The organism is Williamsia sp. 1138, assembly GCF_002095435.2.
GTDB lineage: Bacteria > Actinomycetota > Actinomycetes > Mycobacteriales > Mycobacteriaceae > Williamsia.
This window is the reverse complement of sequence record NZ_MJEJ02000029.1, coordinates 36,182-57,056: the sequence shown is the minus strand read 5'-3', so window position 1 is coordinate 57,056 and position 20,875 is coordinate 36,182. Positions and strand designations below refer to the sequence as shown.

Sequence of the window (20,875 nt, the reverse complement as noted above, 5' to 3'; positions counted from 1 at the left end):
GCTGCCAAGCCGACCTGACGCTTTTGCGAAGTCTCCGGGTGTCAAGGTTAGTCCCCATGCGTCGGCGGGGCTATGCCGGTCGGCCACCACCGCGGGTCGTCATTGACTCGCCGGCCTCATCCGGAGTGATACCCGCCTTCCACAGCGCGTGGTACCTGCCATTCAACGACAAGAGTTCTGAATGAGTTCCGAGCTCGACGATCCGTCCACCCGCGACCACGGCGATCCGATCCGCCCTGGCAGCGGTCGCCAGACGGTGCGCCACGATCACGGAGCTACGCGACCCGGTCAGGTGCCTGCCTGCCGCCATCACCCGGCGTTCGGTGGCCTGATCGAGGGTCGCGGTGGCCTCGTCGAGCAACAACAGGTCGGGGTTCACCAACTCCGCCCGGGCCAGTGCGATGAGCTGCCGCTGTCCGGATGAGAGTCCCTGGCCGCGCTCGCCGATGGGATGTGACATCGCACCGGGGAGTTCGGCGATCATCGACAACGCGCCGACCGCGCGCGCCGCGGCGACGATCTCATCGTGGCTCGCCTGCGGTCTGCCGAAGGCGATGTTGTCGGCGACCGTTCCGGTGAACAGGTGCGGCTCCTGCGGCACGACGCCGAGTCTGGACCGGTAGTGCCCGAGCCGGAAGTCGCGGATGTCGGTGCCGTCCATCCGGACAGACCCGGTGGTCGGGTCGTAGAAGCGGGCCAGGAGTTTGACGATCGTGGACTTGCCCGCACCGGTTTCCCCGACGAGCGCGAGGGACGTTCCGGCCGGCAGGTCGAGGTCCACGTCCGACAGGGCGTCGCGCACTGCGCCCGGGTAGCGGAAGCCGACGCCCTGGAGCTGGGCATGCCCGGCGAAACCGTGCTCGTCTTCTCGGCTCGCGGGTGCGGTCCCGTCCGCGCCGTCGGGGCATCGAACGCTGCTCCGGGTGGCGAGCAGGTCGGAGATCCTTCGTAGCCCGACCAGGGCCTGCTGGTACCCGTCGAAGACCTGGGAGAGCTGCTGAACGGGTCCGAACAGCATCCCGAGATAGAGGACGAAGGCCACCAACGTGCCCGGGCTGGTCTCGCCGGCGGCGACCTGATGCGCGCCGAAGGCGATCACGCCCGCGGTCGCCAGGTCGGACATCAGCGTGATGAACGGGAAGAAGATGGAGATCGCCTGCTGCGAGACCATCCGCGCACGCACGTAGGCGGCTGCGCGGGCGGTGAACTGAGCCATTGCGAAACCGTCGTGACGGTAGGCCTGGGTGGTGCGCACGCCGCCCACGTTCTCTTGGAAGTCGGCGTTGACCTCGCTGACGAGCTCGCGCGAGCGCGTGTACGCGCGGGCGGCGATGCGCCGGAAGACCACCGTTGCGATGACGATCGGCGGGAACACGGTGAGCATCAGCAGGCCGAGCGAGGCGTCGGTCAGGATGAGCGCGACAGCGACGCCGACGAGCGTGAGCGAGCTGACGATCGCGGTCGACAGTCCGGTCTGCAGGAACGTCGACAGCGCATCGACGTCAGTCGTCATCCTCGTCATGATCCGGCCGGACAGCTCGCGCTCGTAGTAGTCCAGACCGAGGCGCTGCAGGTGCGCGTAGCTGCGGACCCGCAGCGCGTAGAGCACCCGTTCACCGGCCCGGGAGGTGATGACGGTCATCACCGCGGCGGCGACGAAACCGATCGCGACCGCGCCCAGGCCCGCGATGGCCGCGATCCACAGATGGCCGGACTGTTCGCTCGTTGCGCCGTCGATGCCGTAACGCGCGATGGTGGGGAACGCGAGCGAGACCAGCGTGTCGACCGAGATGCAGATGACCACGACGGCGAGCAGCCAGCGCACGGGACGCAGGAGTTGACGTAGCGAGAAGTCGGGCCGGTCGGTCCGTATCTCTGCGTCGTCGGTGGCCGGATCCTCGGTCGCAGGTGGGAGGCCGGCAACGGACGCCAGCAGTTCGGGCGTCGGGGCCATCGCGCCGAGCGCGCCGGACATGCCCCCTCCGCCCCGCACGCCGAGGGTTGCCGGGGGCGCTTGCCTGCGTTGTCGTTCGACGGGCGCAGGCGCCTCGGAGGGCCACAGTGTCAGGGCGGACAGGGGCAGCTCGGAGAACTCGTCTTCGAGGTCGTCGAACTCGTCGACATCGGTGCTCATCAACGAACGGAACAGGGGGCAGCGCGCCGTGAGTTCCGCCTCGGTCCCGACGTCGATGATGCGGCCTTGGTCGAGGACTGCCACCCGGTCCGCGAGGGTGAGGGTTGATCGTCGGTGAGCGAGGATCAGCATCGTGCGCGTCGACGTCCGCAGGTGCGTGAAGATGGCCGCCTCGGTCTGCGCGTCCACCGCGGACGTGGCGTCGTCGAGGATCAGGATGCGCGGATCGGCGTACAGGGCCCGGGCGAGAGCGATGCGCTGGCGTTGGCCGCCCGAGAGGGTGAGGCCGCGCTCGCCGACCACCGACCGGTATCCATCGGCCAGACCCGAGACGAAGCCGTCGGCATGCGCCCGCCTGGCCGCGGACTCGATACCTCCGGGCAGTGGGCCGTCCTCCTCGAACTTGCCGACGTGGGCGTTCGGGGCGATGTTCGCGGCGACCGTGTCGGAGTAGAGGAAAGGCTCGTCGAAGACGACGCCGACGGCGGATCGCAACTCGTCCGGGGCCAGGTCTCCGACGTCGAACCCCTGGTCTGCGCCTCGTAGTTCGATGATCCCCGTCTGGGGCCGATGGAAACGATCGGCGAGCAGTGCGAGCGTCGACTTACCGGACCCGGGCCTGCCCACCACGGCCACCACCTCGCCGGGCGCGATGTCGAGATCGACCCCCGAGAGCACAGGTGAGGAAGCGCCCGGATACGTGAAGCCGACGTCGCGCAGGGTCAGGCCGAGAGGTCCGTCGGGGAGGCGGCCGGTCGCGGCGAGCGCAGGGTCCGGGGGCTCGTCGATCACCTGGTAGACCCGCTCGACGGCCGCGCGGGCCAATTGCGCGGACACCAGCAGGCTGGTCAGCAGTCGCGCCAGACCGGTCATGGTCGTCACGTAGGTGGCGAAGGCCAGGAACGTTCCGACGGTGATGGATCCGTTCATCGTCAGATAGCCGCCCAGCGCGATGATGGCCACCATGCCGACCTGGGGCACCGCGGCGAGCGTCGGTGCAAATCGCGCGTTGATCTTCGCCGACCGCATCCGGCGGGCATAGAGTCGCCGTCCGAACCCGACGAGTTCGTCCACAGCCCGTTCTTCCTGGCCGAACCCCTTGACCACCCGCACCCCGGTCACGGTCTCTTCGACATGCTGGGCCAGGTCCGCTGCCGACTGTTGTGCGGACCAGGTCGCGGCGAAGAGTTTTCTGCGGCTCGCGAAGGCGACGGCGGCCGCCGTCGGGATCACCAACAGGGCCACGAGCGTCAGCGGCGGCGAGAGATAGAACATCACGCCGAGGGCGAGGACGACCTGGACTGCGGCCCCGAGGGAAAGCGGGACCATGGCCAGCAGACCCTGCACGAGCTGTAGGTCCGTGATGGACCTCGAGACCACCTGTCCGGTACGAATCTGGTCCTGCGCGCCGCCGCCGAGTCGGAGGACGCTGTTCAGCAGCGACAACCGCAACGAGTTCTGGACATTTAGCGACAATCGGCCTGCCGTCACGCGCCTGCCGTACTGGCAGCCGAAACGCACAAAGGCGAGGACAGCCATCGCCGCCGCAATCATCCCGATCGTGTAGCCGTGAGACGCCGCGCCCGTCGCCTCGTCGATGGCCGCCTTGGTCAGCAGCGGTACCGTCAGGTCGATGAGGACGGCCAGGCCGGTGACGCTGAGGGTGATCGCGACCAGGCGGCGGTGCCGCAGACACTCACGGCCCAGTCGCCGGATCCAGCGATCGGTGAGCTGTGGCCCGTCGGGCTTGTTCGGCCGGGCTCCTTCGGGGCGGGTGAGACGGACCCCTTCGGTACGGGTCAACTAGAGATCGGCCCGTCATGACGGGACACGATCTGCGGGGCACCACCCGGAACGATGTGCGGTGGCCCGCCCGCGGCGGGCCACGCCATCGGGGCAGGACCGAACACCTTGTGTGAGTTGTTCACGATGATCTTGCCGAGGGCGCGGTTGCCCACGCCACCGATCACGGCGCCGAAGCCGGCGGGGAGCAGCTTGCCGAAGGCCAGCGGCAGCTTCTGCAGGGTGTACTTCTTGAAATAGGTCTTGACCAGTCGTTTGTTGAGCGTCTTGAGGACCGGGGTGGGAATGACCCCACCGAAGGCGCGAGCCAGATTGCCGGACTTCGCTCCCAGCGAGTCACGAACCACGGCGAGTCCGGACTCACCGAGCGCGACGGTCAACACCAGCGCCTTGCGGCGTTCGCGATCGGTGATCGGGATGCCGTGTACCTCTGCGACGGCCAGCGACAGCAGCGCGGATGCCTCGATGAAAAAGACCGTCTCGGCGCCGAGAGAGGCGAATGACGCGACGGTACCGATTCCCGGGAACGCGGCGGCGGCGCCGACTGCCCCGCCGGATCCGGTGACGGCCAGCAGGAATCGATTCTCGAGGCGTTCGATGATCTGGGCAGGCGAATCGTAAGGGTGCTCGCGGCGCAGATGGTGCACGAACTTGGCCACGGCAGGCGCCTGGAGGTGCTGAGCGTGGTCGACCAGGTTGTCGACCACACCCTCGGTCTTGCGGGCGGCGCCGACGACCTGGCCGTCACCGATGGAGGAGAGCTGTTTCTTTGCCATGGGGAGTTCAGGCTCCTTGTCCGGCAGGTACGACTTCGCCGTCACGGGGTGGGGGCGGCGGGGTTCCGTCGCCGAAGGGGTTACCGCCGAGTTCTTCGCGGTGATGGGGACTGCGCCAGTGGGAGAGTTCGGGGCCACGCGGCACGATCGCGGTCGGGTTGATGTCGGTGTGCACCATGTAGTAGTGCTGCTTGATCTGGGTGAAGTCGACGGTGTCGCCGAACCCGGGGGTCTGGAACAGATCGCGTGCATACGCCCACAACACGGGCATCTCGCTCAGTGTGCTGCGGTTGCACTTGAAGTGCCCGTGATAGACCGGATCGAACCGGACCAGCGTCGTGAACAGTCTCACATCGGCCTCGGTGATGGTGTCGCCCACCAGGTATCGCTGTTCGCGCAGGCGGTCGGACAACTGGTCGAGGCGTTCGAACAGCCGGTCGTAGGCGGCATCGTAGGCCCGCTGGTCGCCGGCGAATCCGCAACGATAAACCCCGTTGTTGACGTCTTTGAAGATGACGTCGATGACTTCGTCGATCTCCTCACGGCGGCGTTCCGGATAGAGATCGGGTGCGCCTTCGCGGTGGTGATCGACCCACTCTGTAGAGAAATCGAGGGTCATCTGGCGGAACTCGTTGGTCACCACCGCACCGGTCGGGATGTCGACGATGGCCGGCACGGTGATGCCCCGCGGGTAGTCGGGATAACGCGCCAGGTAGGCGTCCTTGAGTCGTGGGATCCCGAGCACCGGGTCCACACCGCCGGGATCGAGGTCGAATGTCCAGCTGTCGGAGTCGTGGGTGGGTCCGCACATTCCCATCGAGAGCACTGACTCCAGACCGAGCAACCGGCGGACGATGATCGCGCGATTGGCCCACGGGCAGGCGCGCGCGACGATCAGCCGGTATCGGCCCGGTTCGACCCGAAAGGTCTCGCCGGCGGGGCCGACGCCGTCGCGGGTGATCCGGTTGTCGATGTAGTTCGTGTCACGGACGAACTCCTCGCCGGTGGTCACGTAGCCGCCGGAGGACTCGGTCCCCGCGTCTGCTTCCTCGATGCTCATCGCTCCCAGAGTAGTCGCTCGCCGCGGTTGAGCTTTGGGGGTTCGGAGCGGTATATTCCGTGCGGAGTATTCGGGTCGATGGAGGGCTGGGGCAAACATGCCGGGTCGGCAGGGTCGGTCACCCATCGAGCTGACCCCACTCGCGGTCCTCGTCCTGGGCCTCGCCACCGAACGGCCGATGCACCCGTACGAGATGTTCCAGACCCTCGTCGAACGTCGAGAAGACCGATTCGCGAAGCTGCGCCCCGGCTCGCTGTACCACACCGTCGGTCGCCTACATGACCGAGAACTGCTGCTAGTCAGCGACATTCAGCGCGAAGGCAATCGGCCCGAGCGCACGGTGTATGCGATCACGGACGACGGCAGGGCGATGCTGCGCGACAACATCGCAGCCATGCTGAGCACGCCGGCCGACGAGTACCCGGCGCTCTATCTGGCGCTCGCCGAAGCGCACACCCTCGGTCGTGGCGAGGTGGTCGATCTCCTCGAACAGCGCGTGGACGCCATGCACGACCAACTGGAAGCAATCGACGCGGAGGTTTCGCGCGCAGCAGCGAGGGGATTCCCGGAGATGTTCATGCTCGACGCCGGCTGTCGACGGGTCGCGCTCGCAGCCCAGATCGAATGGATCAGGCAGTTGCGCGGCCGTCTCGCGACGGGACAACTGATGTGGCTCGACGAATGGCACCGCCGAGCGAACGACGAACACCACGACCACAACCAGCACGCCGACGAGGCGCCGACCCCGGGGTCGGGCACACCAGCACAGAACGAGGTCTGATCGATGAGCAGTCCCACCGCGGCTCCCACCGCACCGATCTCCACGAGGCCCTGGCTAGCGCTCGGTGCCCTGTGCATCGGCTTCTTCATGATCTTGGTCGACATGACGATCGTGGCGGTCGCCCAGCCCGCCATCCAACGAGCGCTGGACACCGACGTCAACGGGGTCATCTGGGTGTCCAGTGCGTACCTGTTGACCTACGCGGTGCCGATGCTGGTTGCCGGGCGGCTCGGTGATCGGTTCGGTCCCAAGCGCATCTATCAGCTCGGCCTGATCGTCTTCACGGTCGCCAGTGTGCTGTGCGGGCTGGCGCAGTCGATCGAGATGCTGATTCTCGCTCGCGGCCTGCAGGGGGTCGGTGCCGCGCTGATCACCCCACAGACGATGGCACTCATCACCAGGATGTTCCCCGCCGAGAAGCGCGGTGCGGCGATGGGGGTGTGGGGGACGGTGGCCGGTGTGGCCACGCTGCTCGGCCCGCTGGCCGGGGGCATCCTGGTCGACGGTCTCGGTTGGGAATGGATCTTCTTCGTCAACGTCCCGGTCGGGATCATCGGTCTGGTGCTGGCCTGGAAGCTCGTCCCGGCTGTTCCCACCAGCAAGCGCAACTTCGATCTGATCGGGGTGGCTCTGAGTGGAATCGGCATGACCGCCTTGGTGTTCGGGATCCAGGATGGCGAGAAGTACCATTGGGCGCCCTGGATCTGGACCCTCATCGGCATCGGGATCGCCGTCATGGGCCTGTTCGTCTACTGGCAGCACAAGATCCTGCAGGTACGGTCGTCCGCCGAACCCTTGGTACCGCTGAAACTCTTCCTCGACCGCAACTTCTCACTCGCCAGTCTCGGTATCGCGACCATGGGATTCGCGACCGCCGGGATGATGGTGCCGCTCATGTACTACCTGCAGCTGGTCGGTGGCCTGTCCCCGACGGAATCGGCCGTGGTCACCGTTCCCATGGCGGTCCTGACCGGGGTGCTCGCCCCGATCGTGGGCCGGCAGGTCGACAAGGTCAACCCGCGCAACATCATCGCAACAGCTCTGCTGCTCAACGCGATAGCAATTGCCTGGCTCGGTGTGATCGCCACGCCGACCACACCGATCTGGCAGCTGCTCCTTCCGGTGTCGCTGATGGGTATCGCCAGTTCCGGGATCTGGGCGCCACTGGGCGCCACAGCCACCCGCAATCTGCCGATGAGCAGTGCCGGCGCGGGCGCCGGCGTCTACAACACGACCCGCCTCATAGGTTCGGTACTCGGAAGCGCCGCCGTTGGTGCGCTGATGCAGACCCGCATCGCCGCCGAGGTGCCCGCATTCGGTGCCCAGTCGATGGACGCTGTGGTGGGCCAACTACCCGAAGCGGTGCGGGACGGGTTCTCCTCGGCCATGGGTCAGTCGTTGTTCCTGCCTGCCGCCGCACTACTGCTGGGTGTGGTGGCCGCGACCTTCATGGCCAAGCCCCGACACATGATCGCGCCGGCGGACAAGACGCCGGTCGAGACCGGGCCCGCCGCCGCAACTGCTGCGACGCGGGATTGACCAGTGTGGACACCTCGCCCGGTTGACGCGGTTGCCGCTGCGATATGTACTGTGCGCCATGCGCAGTGACGTCCCGGGATCACGACGATTGTCGATGGAGGCCCGGCGCGCGCAGTTGATCAACTGTGCCCTAGCGCTGGCCGATCGCGGCGGGATGAGCGCGGTCACCGTGCGCGGCGTGGCCGAGGAGGCCAAGGTCTCGCTCGGCGTCGTGCATTACTGCTTCGACGACAAAGAGCAGCTCGTCGCCGCCATGATCGAAAAGGTGGTCGCCGAACAACTCGAGGCCCTGCTGGGGTCGGTGCCGACCGGGAACCTGGGTACCGGACGAGATGCGTTGCGAGAGTGGATACAAGAGGCTCTCATCGCAGTGTGGCGGAGGGCGTCGGAGTTCCCGAATCGATGGCTGTTGATGCTCGAATCGATGTTGTTCTCGCTGCGGCAACCCACTGAATCAGCATCGGCAGGGCAAGCGAAGATGCAGAACGAGATCGCCGAGAAGTACGGGCACGCCTACCTCCGCGAGATCGGGGATCGCTGCGAGATGCGGTGGGAGGTGTCGGAGCGGATCCTCGTCCGCTCTGCGTTGCAGACACTGTTCGGGACGGTCCAGTGGTGGCTCGTGGACCGAGACGACGATGCCGCCCGTGCGTCTCTGGCCCAGATCGCCGGGTGGATCGCAGCCAGCGCCACACCGCGCTGAATCCGCGGGGTCAGCTGCGGACGGTCACACCGATCGTGTCGAGTCCGGTGGCTCCATCGGGGACCGACGGTGCTTCGGTCTCGATCTGCGGATTTCCTTCGCCGTCGATGGCGCGGACGGTCAGCTGGTGGCGGCCGGGCTCTGCGTTCCACTCCCACTTCCACAGGCGCCACGCGTCGACGAGGTCGGGGTCGATCAGTTCGGCGTCCTGCCACCGGCCGTCGTCGACGCGCACCTGCACCGCGCTGATTCCGCGGCCCTGGGCCCAGGCGACCCCACCGACGGTGACCGGTCCGGTCGACACCGAGGAGTTGGGGCGTGGGACGTCGATGCGCGAACTCGTTTTGATCGGTCCCTTTTCGGCCCATCCGAGGGTCGTCCAATAGGCCTGGGCGCGATCGAATCTGGTGACCTCCAACGAGACGACCCATTTGGTTGCGGACACGTACCCGTAGAGCCCGGGGACCACCATCCGAACCGGGTAGCCGTGCTCGATCGGCAGTGGCTCACCGTTCATCCCGACCGCGAGTAGGGCGTCACGGCCGTCGGTGAGTGCGGCCAGTGGGGTGCCGGCCGTCCAGCCGTCGGCACTGGTCGAGAGCACCATGTCCGCGTCGGCGGCCGGCCCCGCCGCGGCGAGCAGGTCTCGAAGGCGGTAGCCGGTCCACTTCGCATTGCCGACGAGGTCGCCCCCGACCGAGTTCGACACACAGGTGAGCGTGACGACCGCGTCGACGGCCGTGTGCTCACGGCGCAGCCGGGCGAGATCGATGCGAATCTCCCGCTCGACCATGCCGTGGATCCGCAGCGACCAGCGTTCGCTGTCGACCTGCGGCACGGCGAGCGCGGTGTCGATGCGATAGAAGTCGTCGTTCGGGGTGAGGAATGGTGTGCCGGGCGAGGCGCCCGGCGCGGCGGTGGTCACCGAGTTGGTCGCGGCGGGTACGTCGAATGCGGCGCGGTCTGCTCCGACATTGCCGACCGAACGTCGCAGGGCCACCCCACCGAGACCGGTGACGATCACACCACCGCCGACTGCCCCCGCGCCGAGCAAGAACTTTCTCCTACCGGCCGAGACGGCGGCGTCGTGCGAACGCTCGACATCGGCGTCGGCTGTTCGCGATGTCGGGTCGGTGCGGGGTTGGATCCGACGTATGAGTCCTTTCAGGGCGGCCATACCCACCGCGACCCCGAGCAGCGTCGGCAGCGCCCAGGAGATGTCAGCGGTCGGCCGCGTCGCCGCGGCGATGGAACCCAGAGCCCCGACCAGCCCGAACAGGACGAGTCCGACCGGTGGTCTACGAAATTCTGCCAATCCGGCGCAGGCCGCCAGCACCGCCATGATCAGCGCGATGAGCACCAGCAAGGCCGCCTTGTCCGAGGTCCCGAACGCCTCGATGGCGAACTCGCGGGCGCCTTCGGGCGCGCGATCGATGGTGGCGCCACCGACCGCGGTGAGAGGAGCTGAGCCCCTGTCCACCAACGGAGCGAGCAGGTATCCGACCCCTGTCCCCAAAGCAGCACCGAGGATGCCGGCGAGCGCGGCGGCCGCTGCGCCCTGGCGGGGAGTGAAGGACATGCGATCCAGTATCCGCGCCGGCGCCTGGTGTGGGTGGATCGGCCGATAGATGACTTACGATGTGAACTCTCGTGGGGGCGCGGGGGCGGCGAAGTCGGGGGAGGAGAGGACAGTGCAGGTGTTGATACCGGGGGCGATACCGACGCGGGCCGACCGCGTGCGGGACGTCCTCGCGGCTGTGGGACTGCTCGTGTCGCTTGTGCTGGAATGGAATGCCGACGGCGTCGCTGCGCTGCGCATCGATGTCGCAGTCGTCACCGCGCTCTCGGTACTGTCCCTGATGCTTCCCGTGGCGAGCCGTCGCGGCGTGTTCGGTCCGCGATGGACCCCGGCGAGATTGCGGTTGACCAAACTCATCTTCGGCGTGCCGTATCTGACAGTGGTCGCGGTGTACATCGGCTGGGACGTGTGCAGCCGCTGGGCCGAATGGGATTACGGCAGCACAGGTCTGGGTCCCGCGGTATGGATCGGCTTCGCCGGCGCCGTGCTGGCCGCTCAGCCACGCGATTCCGAACTCTTCGACGTCGTGGATCTGCGCCGGACCCGAGCACAGGCCCGGACGGTACTGATCGTCATCGGCGGGCTGTTCGCTGTGTCGGCGCTGTCCGCGGCGGCGACGGCGCTCTACCGGTTCGTCGATGGCATCGAGGCGATCGCCGGTATCAGGGTCGGGGTGCTCGATCCACTCATCGCCGCGCTCGTCGTCCTGTGCTGGCTCGCCATCGTCGGGCAGCTCGTGGCGGCCGCTGCGGCAGGCAGGGTCGGTGGGGCTCTGTGCCTGTCCCTGCTCGGCTGGGCTGCGGCGACCTGGGCACTGGTCGTCTCGATCCCCGGGACTCCTCTCGATTCCGTGGACACGGTCCAACTCGGATACCTCGGGATCGGGCTGCTCGGTGGTCTGGGGGCCGCGGCGGCCTCTCCGGCGCTCGCCACCCCTCCTGCGATGACGCAGCGCGACTATTATCTGCCCCCACTGAGGTTGGTACTCGTGGTGTCGACTCTGTGGGTGGCGGTCTCGGTGGTCCGGCTGACGTTGTACTCGGCGTCCGTCGCAACGTTGGCGGCACTGGTGTTCTTCACTGCGGCCGTCGCAGGTGCGACGTACGTTCGGGAGAGCCTGTCCGGGAGCCCCGTCGAGCAACGCGGGGCATTGCTCGCCGTGGCCGCGACGCTGTTTGCGGTCGGTCTCGCGGTACTCGTGACCATGGGTGTTCGCATCAACTGGCACTACCCGGCGCCGATGGCGTTGTGGCTGACCGGTTTCATCGTGCCCGCGCTGATCGTCTGGCGTGAGTTGCTGGCCCCCGGACTGCGCTCGCGCCCCGAATCCGGTTCGCCACCTGACGGATTCATCGGATGGCCGGCACCCGGTCCCGTCGCGCAGTCCGGCGGGACCGGCCGGTGAACCACGTACCTCCGGATGTCCCGGGTTACCAGGCCGGCGGGCTCCCAGCGCACTGGCAGCCGTCGTTCGGGCCACCGCAATCCGGGCCACCGCAGTTCGGGCCTTCGCAGTTCGGGCCGCCGCCGCCGCGACGGCACGGCCGCGCCGCGGCGAAGGTCGTCGTCCTCCTCGTCGTGATCGCGCTCCTGTCGACGGCCGGATTCGTCGTCAACCGCTTGCTGGTCAGTGCGGTGGGAGGAGCCACGTCGGCCACCGCGTCGGTACAGCGGTTCTTCGATGCGCTCGAGGACAAGGACTGGACGGCTCTGGGGCTGTTGCTGCCGCCGGACGAGACATCGCAGGTTGCCGGGTTGCTACGCGACACGGCGGATCTGCAGGAATCGATCGGCGGCTCTGCGGACTCGGTGACCGACCAGTTGGATGGGGTGAGCATCGATGTGTCGGACCTGTCCCTCTCGAGCGAAGAGGTCGCGCGGGATCTGACGAAGGTGGTGATAGAGCGGGCGACGATCGTGGTCGAGATCGACGAGAAGGCAACCGAATCGCTGACCGACCTGATCCCGGATGCCGGGATCGACGGCCTCGGATCCATCGGGGTCACGGTGTCGATCAACGGGGCCGAGGTCTCGTACGACTACCGTGGCGGCTCCGACAGCGATTCCGGCAGCGAGTCGTTGGTCATCGGTGGTGACACCACGCCTCCGTTTCTGATGTCGGTGCGTCGCGATGGTGGCTGGTTCGTCAGCCCCGTGTTCACCGTTGCGCAGTACCTGGCGGAGGAGTCCGGCTGGGAGACCGAGGATTCTGATGAATCGCACGTGACCTTCGACTCGCCGGATAAAGCTGCGGCCGGATTCGTCGAGGGATTGGCCGAGACCATCGCGACCGCAGACATCGGGCACGTGGCCGACGCCATGGGCGGTGTGGAGGCGCGGCTGCTTCGCACCTACGCCGCGGGTATCAACGCAGAACTCGAATCAGACCCCGATCTGGGTCTCGGTCCCGACGTGCAGATCACGGTGCGCGACACCGACTTCGACGTCACACCGGGCGAGGATGGGCAGGCCCGGATCAAGATTTCGCATATCGGGCTCGAATTCGGGTCGGACGGACGCCGGGCGACGATCGACTTCGACGGCGATTGCGTGCGGTTTGTCGCCGACGACGAACCGGACGAGGGTGGGTGTATCTCCGATGGCGGCGAGTTCGCGAGCAGGCTTTACCGGTCGCTCGGACATCTTGTGGCGATCCCGCAGGACGGTGGCTGGAAGGTCAGCCCGGTCGCCACCTATGTCGACTGGCTGGGAATCGCCGTGCGTGAACTGGCCGGCGTCGACGCCGACCTGCTCGCTGCAGTCGTGGACATGGACTTCTCCCGGTTGGCTGCCCGTGAACCGGCGGGACGTATCGGGGTGTCGGACGAGATCACGGTGGAGATAGCGCCTGTGTCCACGTCGATCTACGCGGGGGTGAGCGTGCTCGAGGCAGAGCCTTCGGCCGGTCTGGTCGAATACTCCTGTACCAGCGACAATGCCCCGTACTTCTGCGAGATCATCGTCGTCGATCGCGAGGGCCGCAGGATCGAGCAGGAGTCGACCTACGACGTCGGGACCGGTTACCGACGCGGATATGCGGTGACGGGTGAGACCCGCCTGCTGGTCGCCGGGGTGGCAGGTGCGGTCGTCGTCGAGAGCGCGCCGGGCTGACGCCCACCCGGCGTTGTCGGTACTCGCAGGTGACCCACCGGCCGACGTCCAACGCTCTGTCGGAGACCCCTCGTAGGATCGTCGCTGTCACCGGCGATCGGAGAGGAGGTCACTGTGAGCGCAGCGCTACCGTTGTTCTTGCCCGAACGACACGTGACCTTCATCCACACCGCCGATTGGCAATTGGGGATGACCCGGCATTTTCTCCGTGGCGACGCGCAGGCCCGCTACACCGCCGCGCGGCAGGAGGCCATCGGACGGATCGGCAGGCTCGCCGACGCCCACCACGCTGAGTTCGTCCTCGTGTGCGGCGACGTGTTCGAGGATCGACAGGTGTCCTCGCGGGTGATCCGCCGGAGTCTCGATCATCTGCGACAGGTGCCGTGCCCGGTGTATCTGCTCCCGGGCAACCACGATCCGATGGACGCTGCGAGTATCTACAACTCGAAGGTGTTCGCAGACAACAAGCCCGATCATGTTCACGTGCTGGATACGGCAGGTGCGGTCCAGGTGCGCCCGGGCGTTTCTCTGATCGCTGCCCCGTGGACCACCAAGGTTCCTCTGTCGGATCTGGTGGCCCAGCAACTCGATCGACTGGAGCCCGGCGATGACATCCGTATCCTTGCCGGCCACGGCAGAGTCGACGTGTATGCCCCGCAGTCCGCAGACCCGTCCCTGATAGATGTCGACGAGCTCGAGCGTGCCGTTGCCGCCGGCCTGATCGACTATGTCGCACTGGGTGATCGGCATTCGACGACGAAGGTCGGTGACTCCGGACGGATCTGGTATTCCGGTGCCCAGGAGGTCACGAACTACGACCACCGCGAGGCCGAACCGGGCCAAGTGCTCGTCGTCGAGTTGACCCGTGGTCAGTCCACCTCCGACAGCGCTCCTGCCCAGTCGGTCACGGTGACCCCCCATCAGGTGGGCGAATGGGCGTTTCGCACCGTGGAGCACGATGTGAACGGCGGCGGCGACATCGCAGAACTCCGCCGCAGGCTCGACGCCTTCGACAACAAGTCGCAGACCGTCGTCCAGCTCGCGCTCCGTGGTTCGGTGAGTATCGCCGAACGGTCCGAACTCGACATGATGATCGAGGAGTTCACCGATCGCTTCGCTGCACTCACCTGGTGGGAACTGCGTCATGATCTGGTCATCAGGCCCGACGACAACGACTTCGCGCACCTGCAGTTGACCGGTTTCATCGGTGATGCCGCCGCCGAACTGTCCACCAGCGCAGCCGGTGACGGTGAGGATGCGATTGCAGCTCAGGAGGCGCTCGCTCTGCTCTTTCGGTTGGCAGGTGGCAGCGGATGAAGCTGCACCGGTTGCGGCTGAATCACTTTCGCGGTGTCGTCGAACGGGAGGTGCACTTCGCCGACAACGGCGTCACTGTCGTCGAAGGTGCCAACGAGGCCGGGAAATCATCGATGATCGAGGCTCTCGATCTCCTGCTCGAGGTTCGTTCGGACAGCAAGAGCGGCAAGGTGCGGGCGGTGGCGCCCGCAGGGGTGGACGCCGGGACGGTGGTCGAAGCCGACATCACGTGCGGCCGCTACAGGTTCACCTACACCAAGCAGTACAACAAGACCGCTCGCACAGAATTGGTCATACACGAACCTGCGCCGGAGCAACTCTCAGGACGTACCGCCCACGACAAGGTGAGTTCGATTCTCGCCGATGAGGTGGATGCGACCCTGTTCAAGGCTTTGCGCCTGTTGCAGGCAGGGGATCCGACGGTGGGCGATCTCGCCGCCAGCTCGGCGCTGTCACGCGCCCTGGATGCGGCGGCGGGAACGACCAAGGCCGGCGTCGGCGATGGCGAAAACGATGCGATGTTGCTCGACGCGGTGAGGACTGAATACGAAAGGTACTTCACCGCAGGGCAGGGTCGCCCGTCACGCGAATTGGCCTCGGCAGCAACCCGTCTGGAAGAAGCCCTGGCGCTGAGCAATGAACTGGCAGCTGCGATGGAACAACTGGGTGGCGATCATGCGCGTTTGGAGACCTTGACCGGAAACCGTCGTGAGCTGGCGAACTCGCTCGAATTGGCGAAGGTGGAATTGTCGGCACTCACCGAACGGTCCGCCGAATCGAATGGGTTGCAACGGCAGTACGCCGAAGCGACGTCGGCCGCCGCTCTGCTCAGGAGTCAGTTGCGACTGCACGAACGCGATGTCGCACAGCGCGACGCCTCGCGTAAGCGGATCGCGGACTGTGACAAGGGTGTGGAGGTGACCAGACGTGCCATTGCGACCCTCGAACGCAAGGATGCGGAGGCGGCCGCTGCCCTCTCGGACGTCGAGCGAGAGCTCGACGAGCTCCGCCGGGCCGATACCGAAGCCGCGTCCCTGGTTCGCAGCGCGCGCGCCGCGGCCCGCTCGGCACACCTCCTCGCGCGCCGTGACGAACTGGCCGCGCTCCTGGCGCGCGTGACAGCCGTACGCACTGCGCTCGAGGCCGAACAGCGCACTCTGGCAGGTCTGGTACACGACCGCGATGACCTCGAGGCGTTCGAGCAGCTGCTGCAGACGGTGACCATCACGCGTGCGCAACTGGAATCGGCGGCTGCCACGGTGAGCGTGCACAGGCTGGGCGAGGCGCCGGTGACGGTGAACGGGGTCGAGACCGACGATTCCGCCCTGGCGATCACCGGCGAGACAATCGTCGAGGTGGCCGGCGTGGTTCGCCTCGTGCTGTCCGCCGGGGCCGAATCGGCATCTCTGATCGACCGGTGTTCCCGTGCCGAGCGGCAACTCGCTGATGCGCTGGCGGAATCGGGGGTTCAGGACGTGGCCGAGTTGCGCGGTCTGGTCCGGGCTCGTGAGCGAGCCGCAGCGGAGGTCGACAACCTGCGCGGCCGGCTCATGGCGATCATTGCGGGCGCTGACGAAGGGGAACTGCGTGCGGAATTGTCGGAACTCGAGAGACGCCTCGAGTTCACCGCTGCCGCGGACCCTGATGTGCTGGACGTCGAGGAAGCCGAACGCCGCGCAGGCACCGCGGCGGCGCGGTTGGCCGCAGCAGTGCAGCGAACAGCTGAACTGCGCAGTGAGCACCGCAGTATCGACAGCGAGTTACGGATTCTGCGGACGCGGTGCGACGAGCTGGTGGCAGAGCGCGTGGAACTCGCGCGACAGGACGACGAGATCGCCGGTCGCGGCGGTACCGACCACCCCGACGACGATCCGGACCGGCTGCACGAGCGGTTGCTGGCAGAGTTGTCTCACGCAGACTCCGAGGTGTGTCGCCTCGTCGATCGGATCGACGAGGCCGACCTCGAATCCCTGGAGTTGCAACACGCGAACATGCTGTCGGTGGTCGAACGCGGCGAACCGCGGCTGGCCGAACTCGGCAATGAGATCGCAGAGCTGCGGACCAGGATCGAGATCCGACGTGACGACGGCAAACTCGACCAGGTGCATCAGGCGGAAACCGAGTTGGACGGCGCTCGTGGGGATTTCGATCGCATCAATACCCGTGCGCAGGCTGCCAGGTTGTTGTTGCAGACTCTCGAGCGACATCGAGACGCCACGCGGCGGAGATATGTCCAGCCGTTCACCGATCAGATCTTGCGGCTCGGGAAGGTCGTGTTCGGTCCGACCCTGCAGGTCGGGGTCGACGAAGAGTTGCGAATCATCACGCGCACAGTGGGTGGGGTCACCGTTGACCACGATGCGCTGTCGGGCGGTGCCAAGGAGCAGTTGGGGATCATCAGCCGGCTGGCGTGCGCAATGCTGGTCGACCCGGACGATGGGGTGCCGGTCATCATCGACGACGCGCTGGGATACACCGATCCAGAGCGTTTGGCGAGCATGGGTGCGGTGCTCAGCCACGCCGGTCGTCATACTCAGGTGATCGTGCTGACCTGCACGCCTGCGCGCTACAGCAGTGTCGGGGGAGCGCATCTCGTTGCTGTCTGAGGTGGCGCGCCGCAGGCGTTTTGGGTTGCGGTTGGCGGATGCGCTAGGCTGACTCTCGCCCAACGAGCCCCCGTAGCTCAGGGGATAGAGCGTCCGCCTCCGGAGCGGAAGGCCGCAGGTTCGAATCCTGCCGGGGGCACATATCTTCTCGTATCGCTTGTCGGCGATGGCGATGGTTCTTACCTCGCGGGTAATCGAACGCGGACGTCGTGGCCGCCATCGTTGTTGTCATGGATACTCGTTCGGTCACCCCGTCTTCTCTGCCACCGAGTACTCCGCGCTGGCTCCGCGCGGTACTGATCATGGATCGGGCCCGCTCCTCCTGGTACGTCGGGACGGGGTTTGCCTTCGCGCCGCTGCTCATCATTCTCGATCCTTGGCGACCGCTCGTGGTCGCGGCATGGATCGCCATCGGACTGTTTGGTCTCTGGTTGGGGATTCTCGGCATCTGCATGGCAACCGGGCTGGCGATCATCCTGCGCGCGGGTGAGCAGGTGCCGGAGTCGTATTGGCGCTCGGTCATCGACTTTCCGCCGACCGAGGATCGCCGGACGGAGTAGTGAGCCGGTCCCTTGCGTCCGGACCGGCCCCGAGATATAGTTAGTGCACTAACTATTAGTGTGATAACCAAGGGGTCGAATCGGATGGAACAGAATGTGTTGCTCGACGGGGATCCCTTGGCATTGGAGCGGCAGGTCTGCTTCGCGCTGGCAGTCGCCAATCGGACCGTGCTCGGCGTGTACCGGCCCCTCCTCGAGCCGTTGGGGCTCACCCACCCGCAATACCTCGTGATGCTGGCGCTGTGGGAGCGAGCGCCGATGTCTGTGCGTGAGATCGCCTCAGCCCTCCAGCTCGACTCACCGACGCTGTCACCGTTGCTCAAGCGACTGGAAGCGGCGGGCCTGATCACCCGTACCCGCACCGCCGCCGATGAGCGGCAGCTGGCGATCGAACTCACCGAGCAGGGGAGGGCGCTGCGCACGCAGGCGGAGAAGATCCCGCCGGCCGTGGTGCGCACCCTGGGAGTCGAGCTGGCGGCTCTGGAGGAGCTGCGCCGAGTGCTGACCGAGGTCAACGTGGCGGCATCCGCAGCCATCGCCTCCGGCTCCATCTCATTGGAACCGTGATCACCTCACCACATGCACGGATCCCGTCCGTACGACAAGGAGAGAAGGACATGACCGAACGGACCAGGCCGACTCCATGGCAGTGGCTCGGCTACACGGCAGGACGGAAACTGCCTGACTCGATGCAGGATTGGGTGCGTCGCGATCTGACCGGACCCTGGCGGGTGCCACGACACCTGGTGCGCGGCATGATTCCCTTCACCCCGGTGTTCGCGGCGTTCTTGCTCTTCCCCGGTCCGATCTATCTACGGCTGGCCATGATCCTGCTGGGGTTGATCCTCGCGGTGTTCTACTGCGCGGCGTACATGCCGATGAACCGGGCGCACAGGCTCGAACTGCATGGTCTGCCTGTCGACTTGGAGAGCCCCGAACGGGCACGCCGCCATGCGACCGATCGCACGACCTACGAACGCCTGCACGGCCGCGACTGATCCCGGCGGACCCCCGACCTCGACCGTGCGGGTCAATTCATCGGAAGCGGTTGCGCTCCACGTGTTTCGAGCATCTTTGTCATCGTGTCCGACTCGGACTCCTGGACGTTGACCATCTGCTGGGCGAGCCTGCGTACGTAGTCCTCGCTGACGTGGTCCGGCTCGGTCGCGAACTCCATCATCTCGAGCCCACCCTGGTGGTGGCGCAGCATGAGTTGCAGGAAGTACTTGTCCAATTCGGCGCCCTGCAGGGTTCGGAGCTTGTTCATGTCGTCGGTGCTCGCCATCCCCGGCATGGGCACGCCCGAGTCGGACATGTCCATGGTCATGTCGGTACTGGGCTCCGTACCCGCGCCGCCGTGCGCGTGGCCTCCGCTGTGACCTTCCATCCAGGACATCGGCTCACCCGGATTGTCCAGGGGATAGTCCCAGCGCGACAGCCAGGACTGCATCTGGCCGACCTGGTTCGTCTGCGACGTGAGGATGTCGTAGGCGAGGCTGCGAACCTGCGGATCGCTCCCGCCGTACAGTTCGATGGTTGCCATCTCGACCGCCTGCTGGTGGTGGCGGATCATGTCCTGCGAAAAGCCCACCGCGGCAGAGTCCGCGGCCGGTCGATTGTCGTCGCCACCGTCGAACGTGGTGCGCAGCAACAAACCCACAACCGCGCCCACCAACAGCAGCGCGACCGCACCCAAGACCAGTAACGCGGACAGCTGCTTTCGGTTGTGGCCGGGCACCGGTTCAGCGAGGCCCGCCGCAGTCGACGGTTCTGTGTCGTCTTGTGTCGACTCCTTACCGGTCTCGGGTGTGGAGTTCGCGCCCGAGCCGCCTCCGGTGTCGGTCGTGGAGTCCGGGTCCGGCGGGTTCTGCGATTCGTCGTCGGGTGTGCCCACAGGCATCAGCCGGCCGGAGCAGGCTGGGGGATCCCCATGCCGTTCTCATCGGTTGCCTGGGTCGAGCCGACACCGGTCATCGGGACCGCGTCGGCCGGTACCGGACCCACGTCCGCGGGCGGCGGATTGCTCGGATCGAACGCGCCCGGGATGGCCGCGCATTCGGCGCCAACCTCGGGGTACGCCGCTTCCTGTGGGTTGTCCGGGTACACGCCGGTGTTCGAGTTGCGCCGCAACGCCTCGATGAACTGGTCGACGCGTTCGTCACCCGCCGAATCGAGCTTGAGCTGGTGTCCCCACGACTGCAGCGAGATCGGCTTGTCGAGGTCCGGGTACGGCGAGAGCAGCAGGTATTGCTCACCCTCGACCTTGCTCTTGAGCGTGTCGAGATCGCCGGGAGCGATGGTGGCCGGGTTGTAGGTGATCCATACCGCCCCGTGTTCGAGTGCGTGCACCGCGTTCTCCGTACGAAGCGCGTTCGGATAGACGATGCCCGTGCAGGTGGCCCACACCGCGTCGTGCGGACCGCCGAAGGGCGGCGACTTGTCGTACGCGACGCGCTGTGTCGGCTCCACGTGCTGTCCGGCGGGATAGAAGATCTTCTCGACCCCGTCGATCTTGTCCGACGGATCGGGGTTGGACGACGACGGCGTGAACTTCGCGACTTCCCGCTGGTCCATGTATTTCGGCACGAGATAGACGGCCAGACCGGCCACGATCAGCAGCACCACGGCAACCGCGCCGATGGTGGCCCACGGAATCGCCTTACCACCCCCGCCGGCTTTCACGACCGGGATCTGACCGGGCTTCTTCTTGGCCGGCTTGCCGGAATTCCTGGGCTTCTTCGGAACGTTGCCGCCCTGCTTCTTGGCGTCAGCCATGGATCTCTTTCGGTGCAGTTCTATGGGGTGCGCACATGACGCTGCCGAGGAGGTCCACCGGCGATCACACAGTGTACTTGTGCGGAAACGTAAACAAACTCAGTCCGAGGCACCGGCGAACTCCTCGGTCC

At 66.5% G+C, this 20,875-nt stretch carries 16 protein-coding genes and 1 tRNA gene; 11 read left to right on the top strand and 6 right to left on the bottom strand.

Annotation, left to right across the window (positions count from 1 at the left end; translation table 11 throughout):
- Positions 1-70: 70 nt before the first annotated feature.
- The 3 genes from BH683_RS04775 to BH683_RS04765 form a co-directional block, all read right to left on the bottom strand.
- Entirely contained in the window at positions 71-3,850 is a 3,780-nt protein-coding gene (locus BH683_RS04775; RefSeq protein WP_246833192.1) for an ABC transporter ATP-binding protein, read from the bottom strand.
- Between the two features lie 83 nt (positions 3,851-3,933).
- Positions 3,934-4,713, bottom strand: a complete 780-nt coding sequence (locus BH683_RS04770) for a hypothetical protein (RefSeq protein WP_084835166.1) — start codon at positions 4,711-4,713, stop codon at positions 3,934-3,936.
- A gap of 7 nt (positions 4,714-4,720) precedes the next feature.
- Positions 4,721-5,773: a glutathione S-transferase C-terminal domain-containing protein gene (locus tag BH683_RS04765; protein ID WP_084835128.1), complete on the bottom strand. Its 1,053-nt coding sequence runs from the start codon at positions 5,771-5,773 to the stop codon at positions 4,721-4,723.
- Between the two features lie 97 nt (positions 5,774-5,870).
- On the opposite strand from BH683_RS04765, the gene BH683_RS04760 reads away from it, so the two are divergent.
- From BH683_RS04760 to BH683_RS04750, 3 genes are read left to right on the top strand one after another with little or no spacing between them, the layout of a single operon-like run.
- Complete coding sequence (locus tag BH683_RS04760; RefSeq protein WP_084835127.1) at positions 5,871-6,554, top strand: PadR family transcriptional regulator; 684 nt, start codon at positions 5,871-5,873, stop codon at positions 6,552-6,554.
- 3 nt (positions 6,555-6,557) lie between these two features.
- The gene (locus tag BH683_RS04755) at positions 6,558-8,093 is read left to right on the top strand and encodes an MFS transporter (protein WP_084835126.1); all 1,536 of its coding nucleotides are present in this window, start codon (positions 6,558-6,560) and stop codon (positions 8,091-8,093) included.
- A gap of 58 nt (positions 8,094-8,151) precedes the next feature.
- The gene (locus BH683_RS04750) at positions 8,152-8,796 is read left to right on the top strand and encodes a TetR family transcriptional regulator (RefSeq protein WP_084835125.1); all 645 of its coding nucleotides are present in this window, start codon (positions 8,152-8,154) and stop codon (positions 8,794-8,796) included.
- 10 nt (positions 8,797-8,806) lie between these two features.
- Here the strand turns inward: BH683_RS04750 and BH683_RS04745 are convergent, their stop codons facing one another.
- The gene (locus BH683_RS04745) at positions 8,807-10,375 is read right to left on the bottom strand and encodes a molybdopterin-dependent oxidoreductase (RefSeq protein WP_084835124.1); all 1,569 of its coding nucleotides are present in this window, start codon (positions 10,373-10,375) and stop codon (positions 8,807-8,809) included.
- Between the two features lie 49 nt (positions 10,376-10,424).
- Here BH683_RS04745 and BH683_RS04740 point away from each other — a divergent pair, with 49 nt between their 5' ends.
- The 8 genes from BH683_RS04740 (at position 10,425) to BH683_RS04705 (ending at position 18,967) form a co-directional block, all read left to right on the top strand.
- Positions 10,425-11,780 (top strand): hypothetical protein, encoded by a 1,356-nt coding sequence (locus tag BH683_RS04740; RefSeq protein WP_143695975.1) that lies wholly within the window; start codon positions 10,425-10,427, stop codon positions 11,778-11,780.
- A complete protein-coding gene (locus BH683_RS04735) occupies positions 11,732-13,486 on the top strand; it encodes a proline-rich domain-containing protein (protein ID WP_084835122.1) in 1,755 nt (584 codons plus the stop codon). The genes BH683_RS04740 and BH683_RS04735 overlap by 49 nt, the downstream gene beginning before the upstream one ends.
- A gap of 114 nt (positions 13,487-13,600) precedes the next feature.
- Positions 13,601-14,803, top strand: a complete 1,203-nt coding sequence (locus tag BH683_RS04730; protein WP_084835121.1) for a metallophosphoesterase — start codon at positions 13,601-13,603, stop codon at positions 14,801-14,803.
- A complete protein-coding gene (locus tag BH683_RS04725) occupies positions 14,800-17,409 on the top strand; it encodes an AAA family ATPase (protein ID WP_084835120.1) in 2,610 nt (869 codons plus the stop codon). The genes BH683_RS04730 and BH683_RS04725 overlap by 4 nt, the downstream gene beginning before the upstream one ends.
- Positions 17,410-17,475: 66 nt before the next feature.
- Positions 17,476-17,548 (top strand) — tRNA-Arg (locus BH683_RS04720).
- Between the two features lie 91 nt (positions 17,549-17,639).
- Positions 17,640-17,969, top strand: a complete 330-nt coding sequence (locus tag BH683_RS04715; RefSeq protein WP_084835165.1) for a hypothetical protein — start codon at positions 17,640-17,642, stop codon at positions 17,967-17,969.
- 84 nt (positions 17,970-18,053) lie between these two features.
- Entirely contained in the window at positions 18,054-18,536 is a 483-nt protein-coding gene (locus BH683_RS04710) for a MarR family transcriptional regulator (RefSeq protein ID WP_084835119.1), read from the top strand.
- Between the two features lie 50 nt (positions 18,537-18,586).
- Positions 18,587-18,967 (top strand): DUF5313 family protein, encoded by a 381-nt coding sequence (locus BH683_RS04705; protein WP_084835164.1) that lies wholly within the window; start codon positions 18,587-18,589, stop codon positions 18,965-18,967.
- A gap of 32 nt (positions 18,968-18,999) precedes the next feature.
- Here the strand turns inward: BH683_RS04705 and BH683_RS04700 are convergent, their stop codons facing one another.
- The gene (locus tag BH683_RS04700) at positions 19,000-19,869 is read right to left on the bottom strand and encodes a DUF305 domain-containing protein (RefSeq protein ID WP_084835118.1); all 870 of its coding nucleotides are present in this window, start codon (positions 19,867-19,869) and stop codon (positions 19,000-19,002) included.
- On the bottom strand, positions 19,869-20,744 hold the full coding sequence (locus tag BH683_RS04695; protein WP_084835117.1) for a DUF3105 domain-containing protein: 876 nt from the start codon (positions 20,742-20,744) through the stop codon (positions 19,869-19,871). The genes BH683_RS04700 and BH683_RS04695 overlap by 1 nt, the downstream gene beginning before the upstream one ends.
- Between the last annotated feature and the right edge of the window lie 131 nt (positions 20,745-20,875).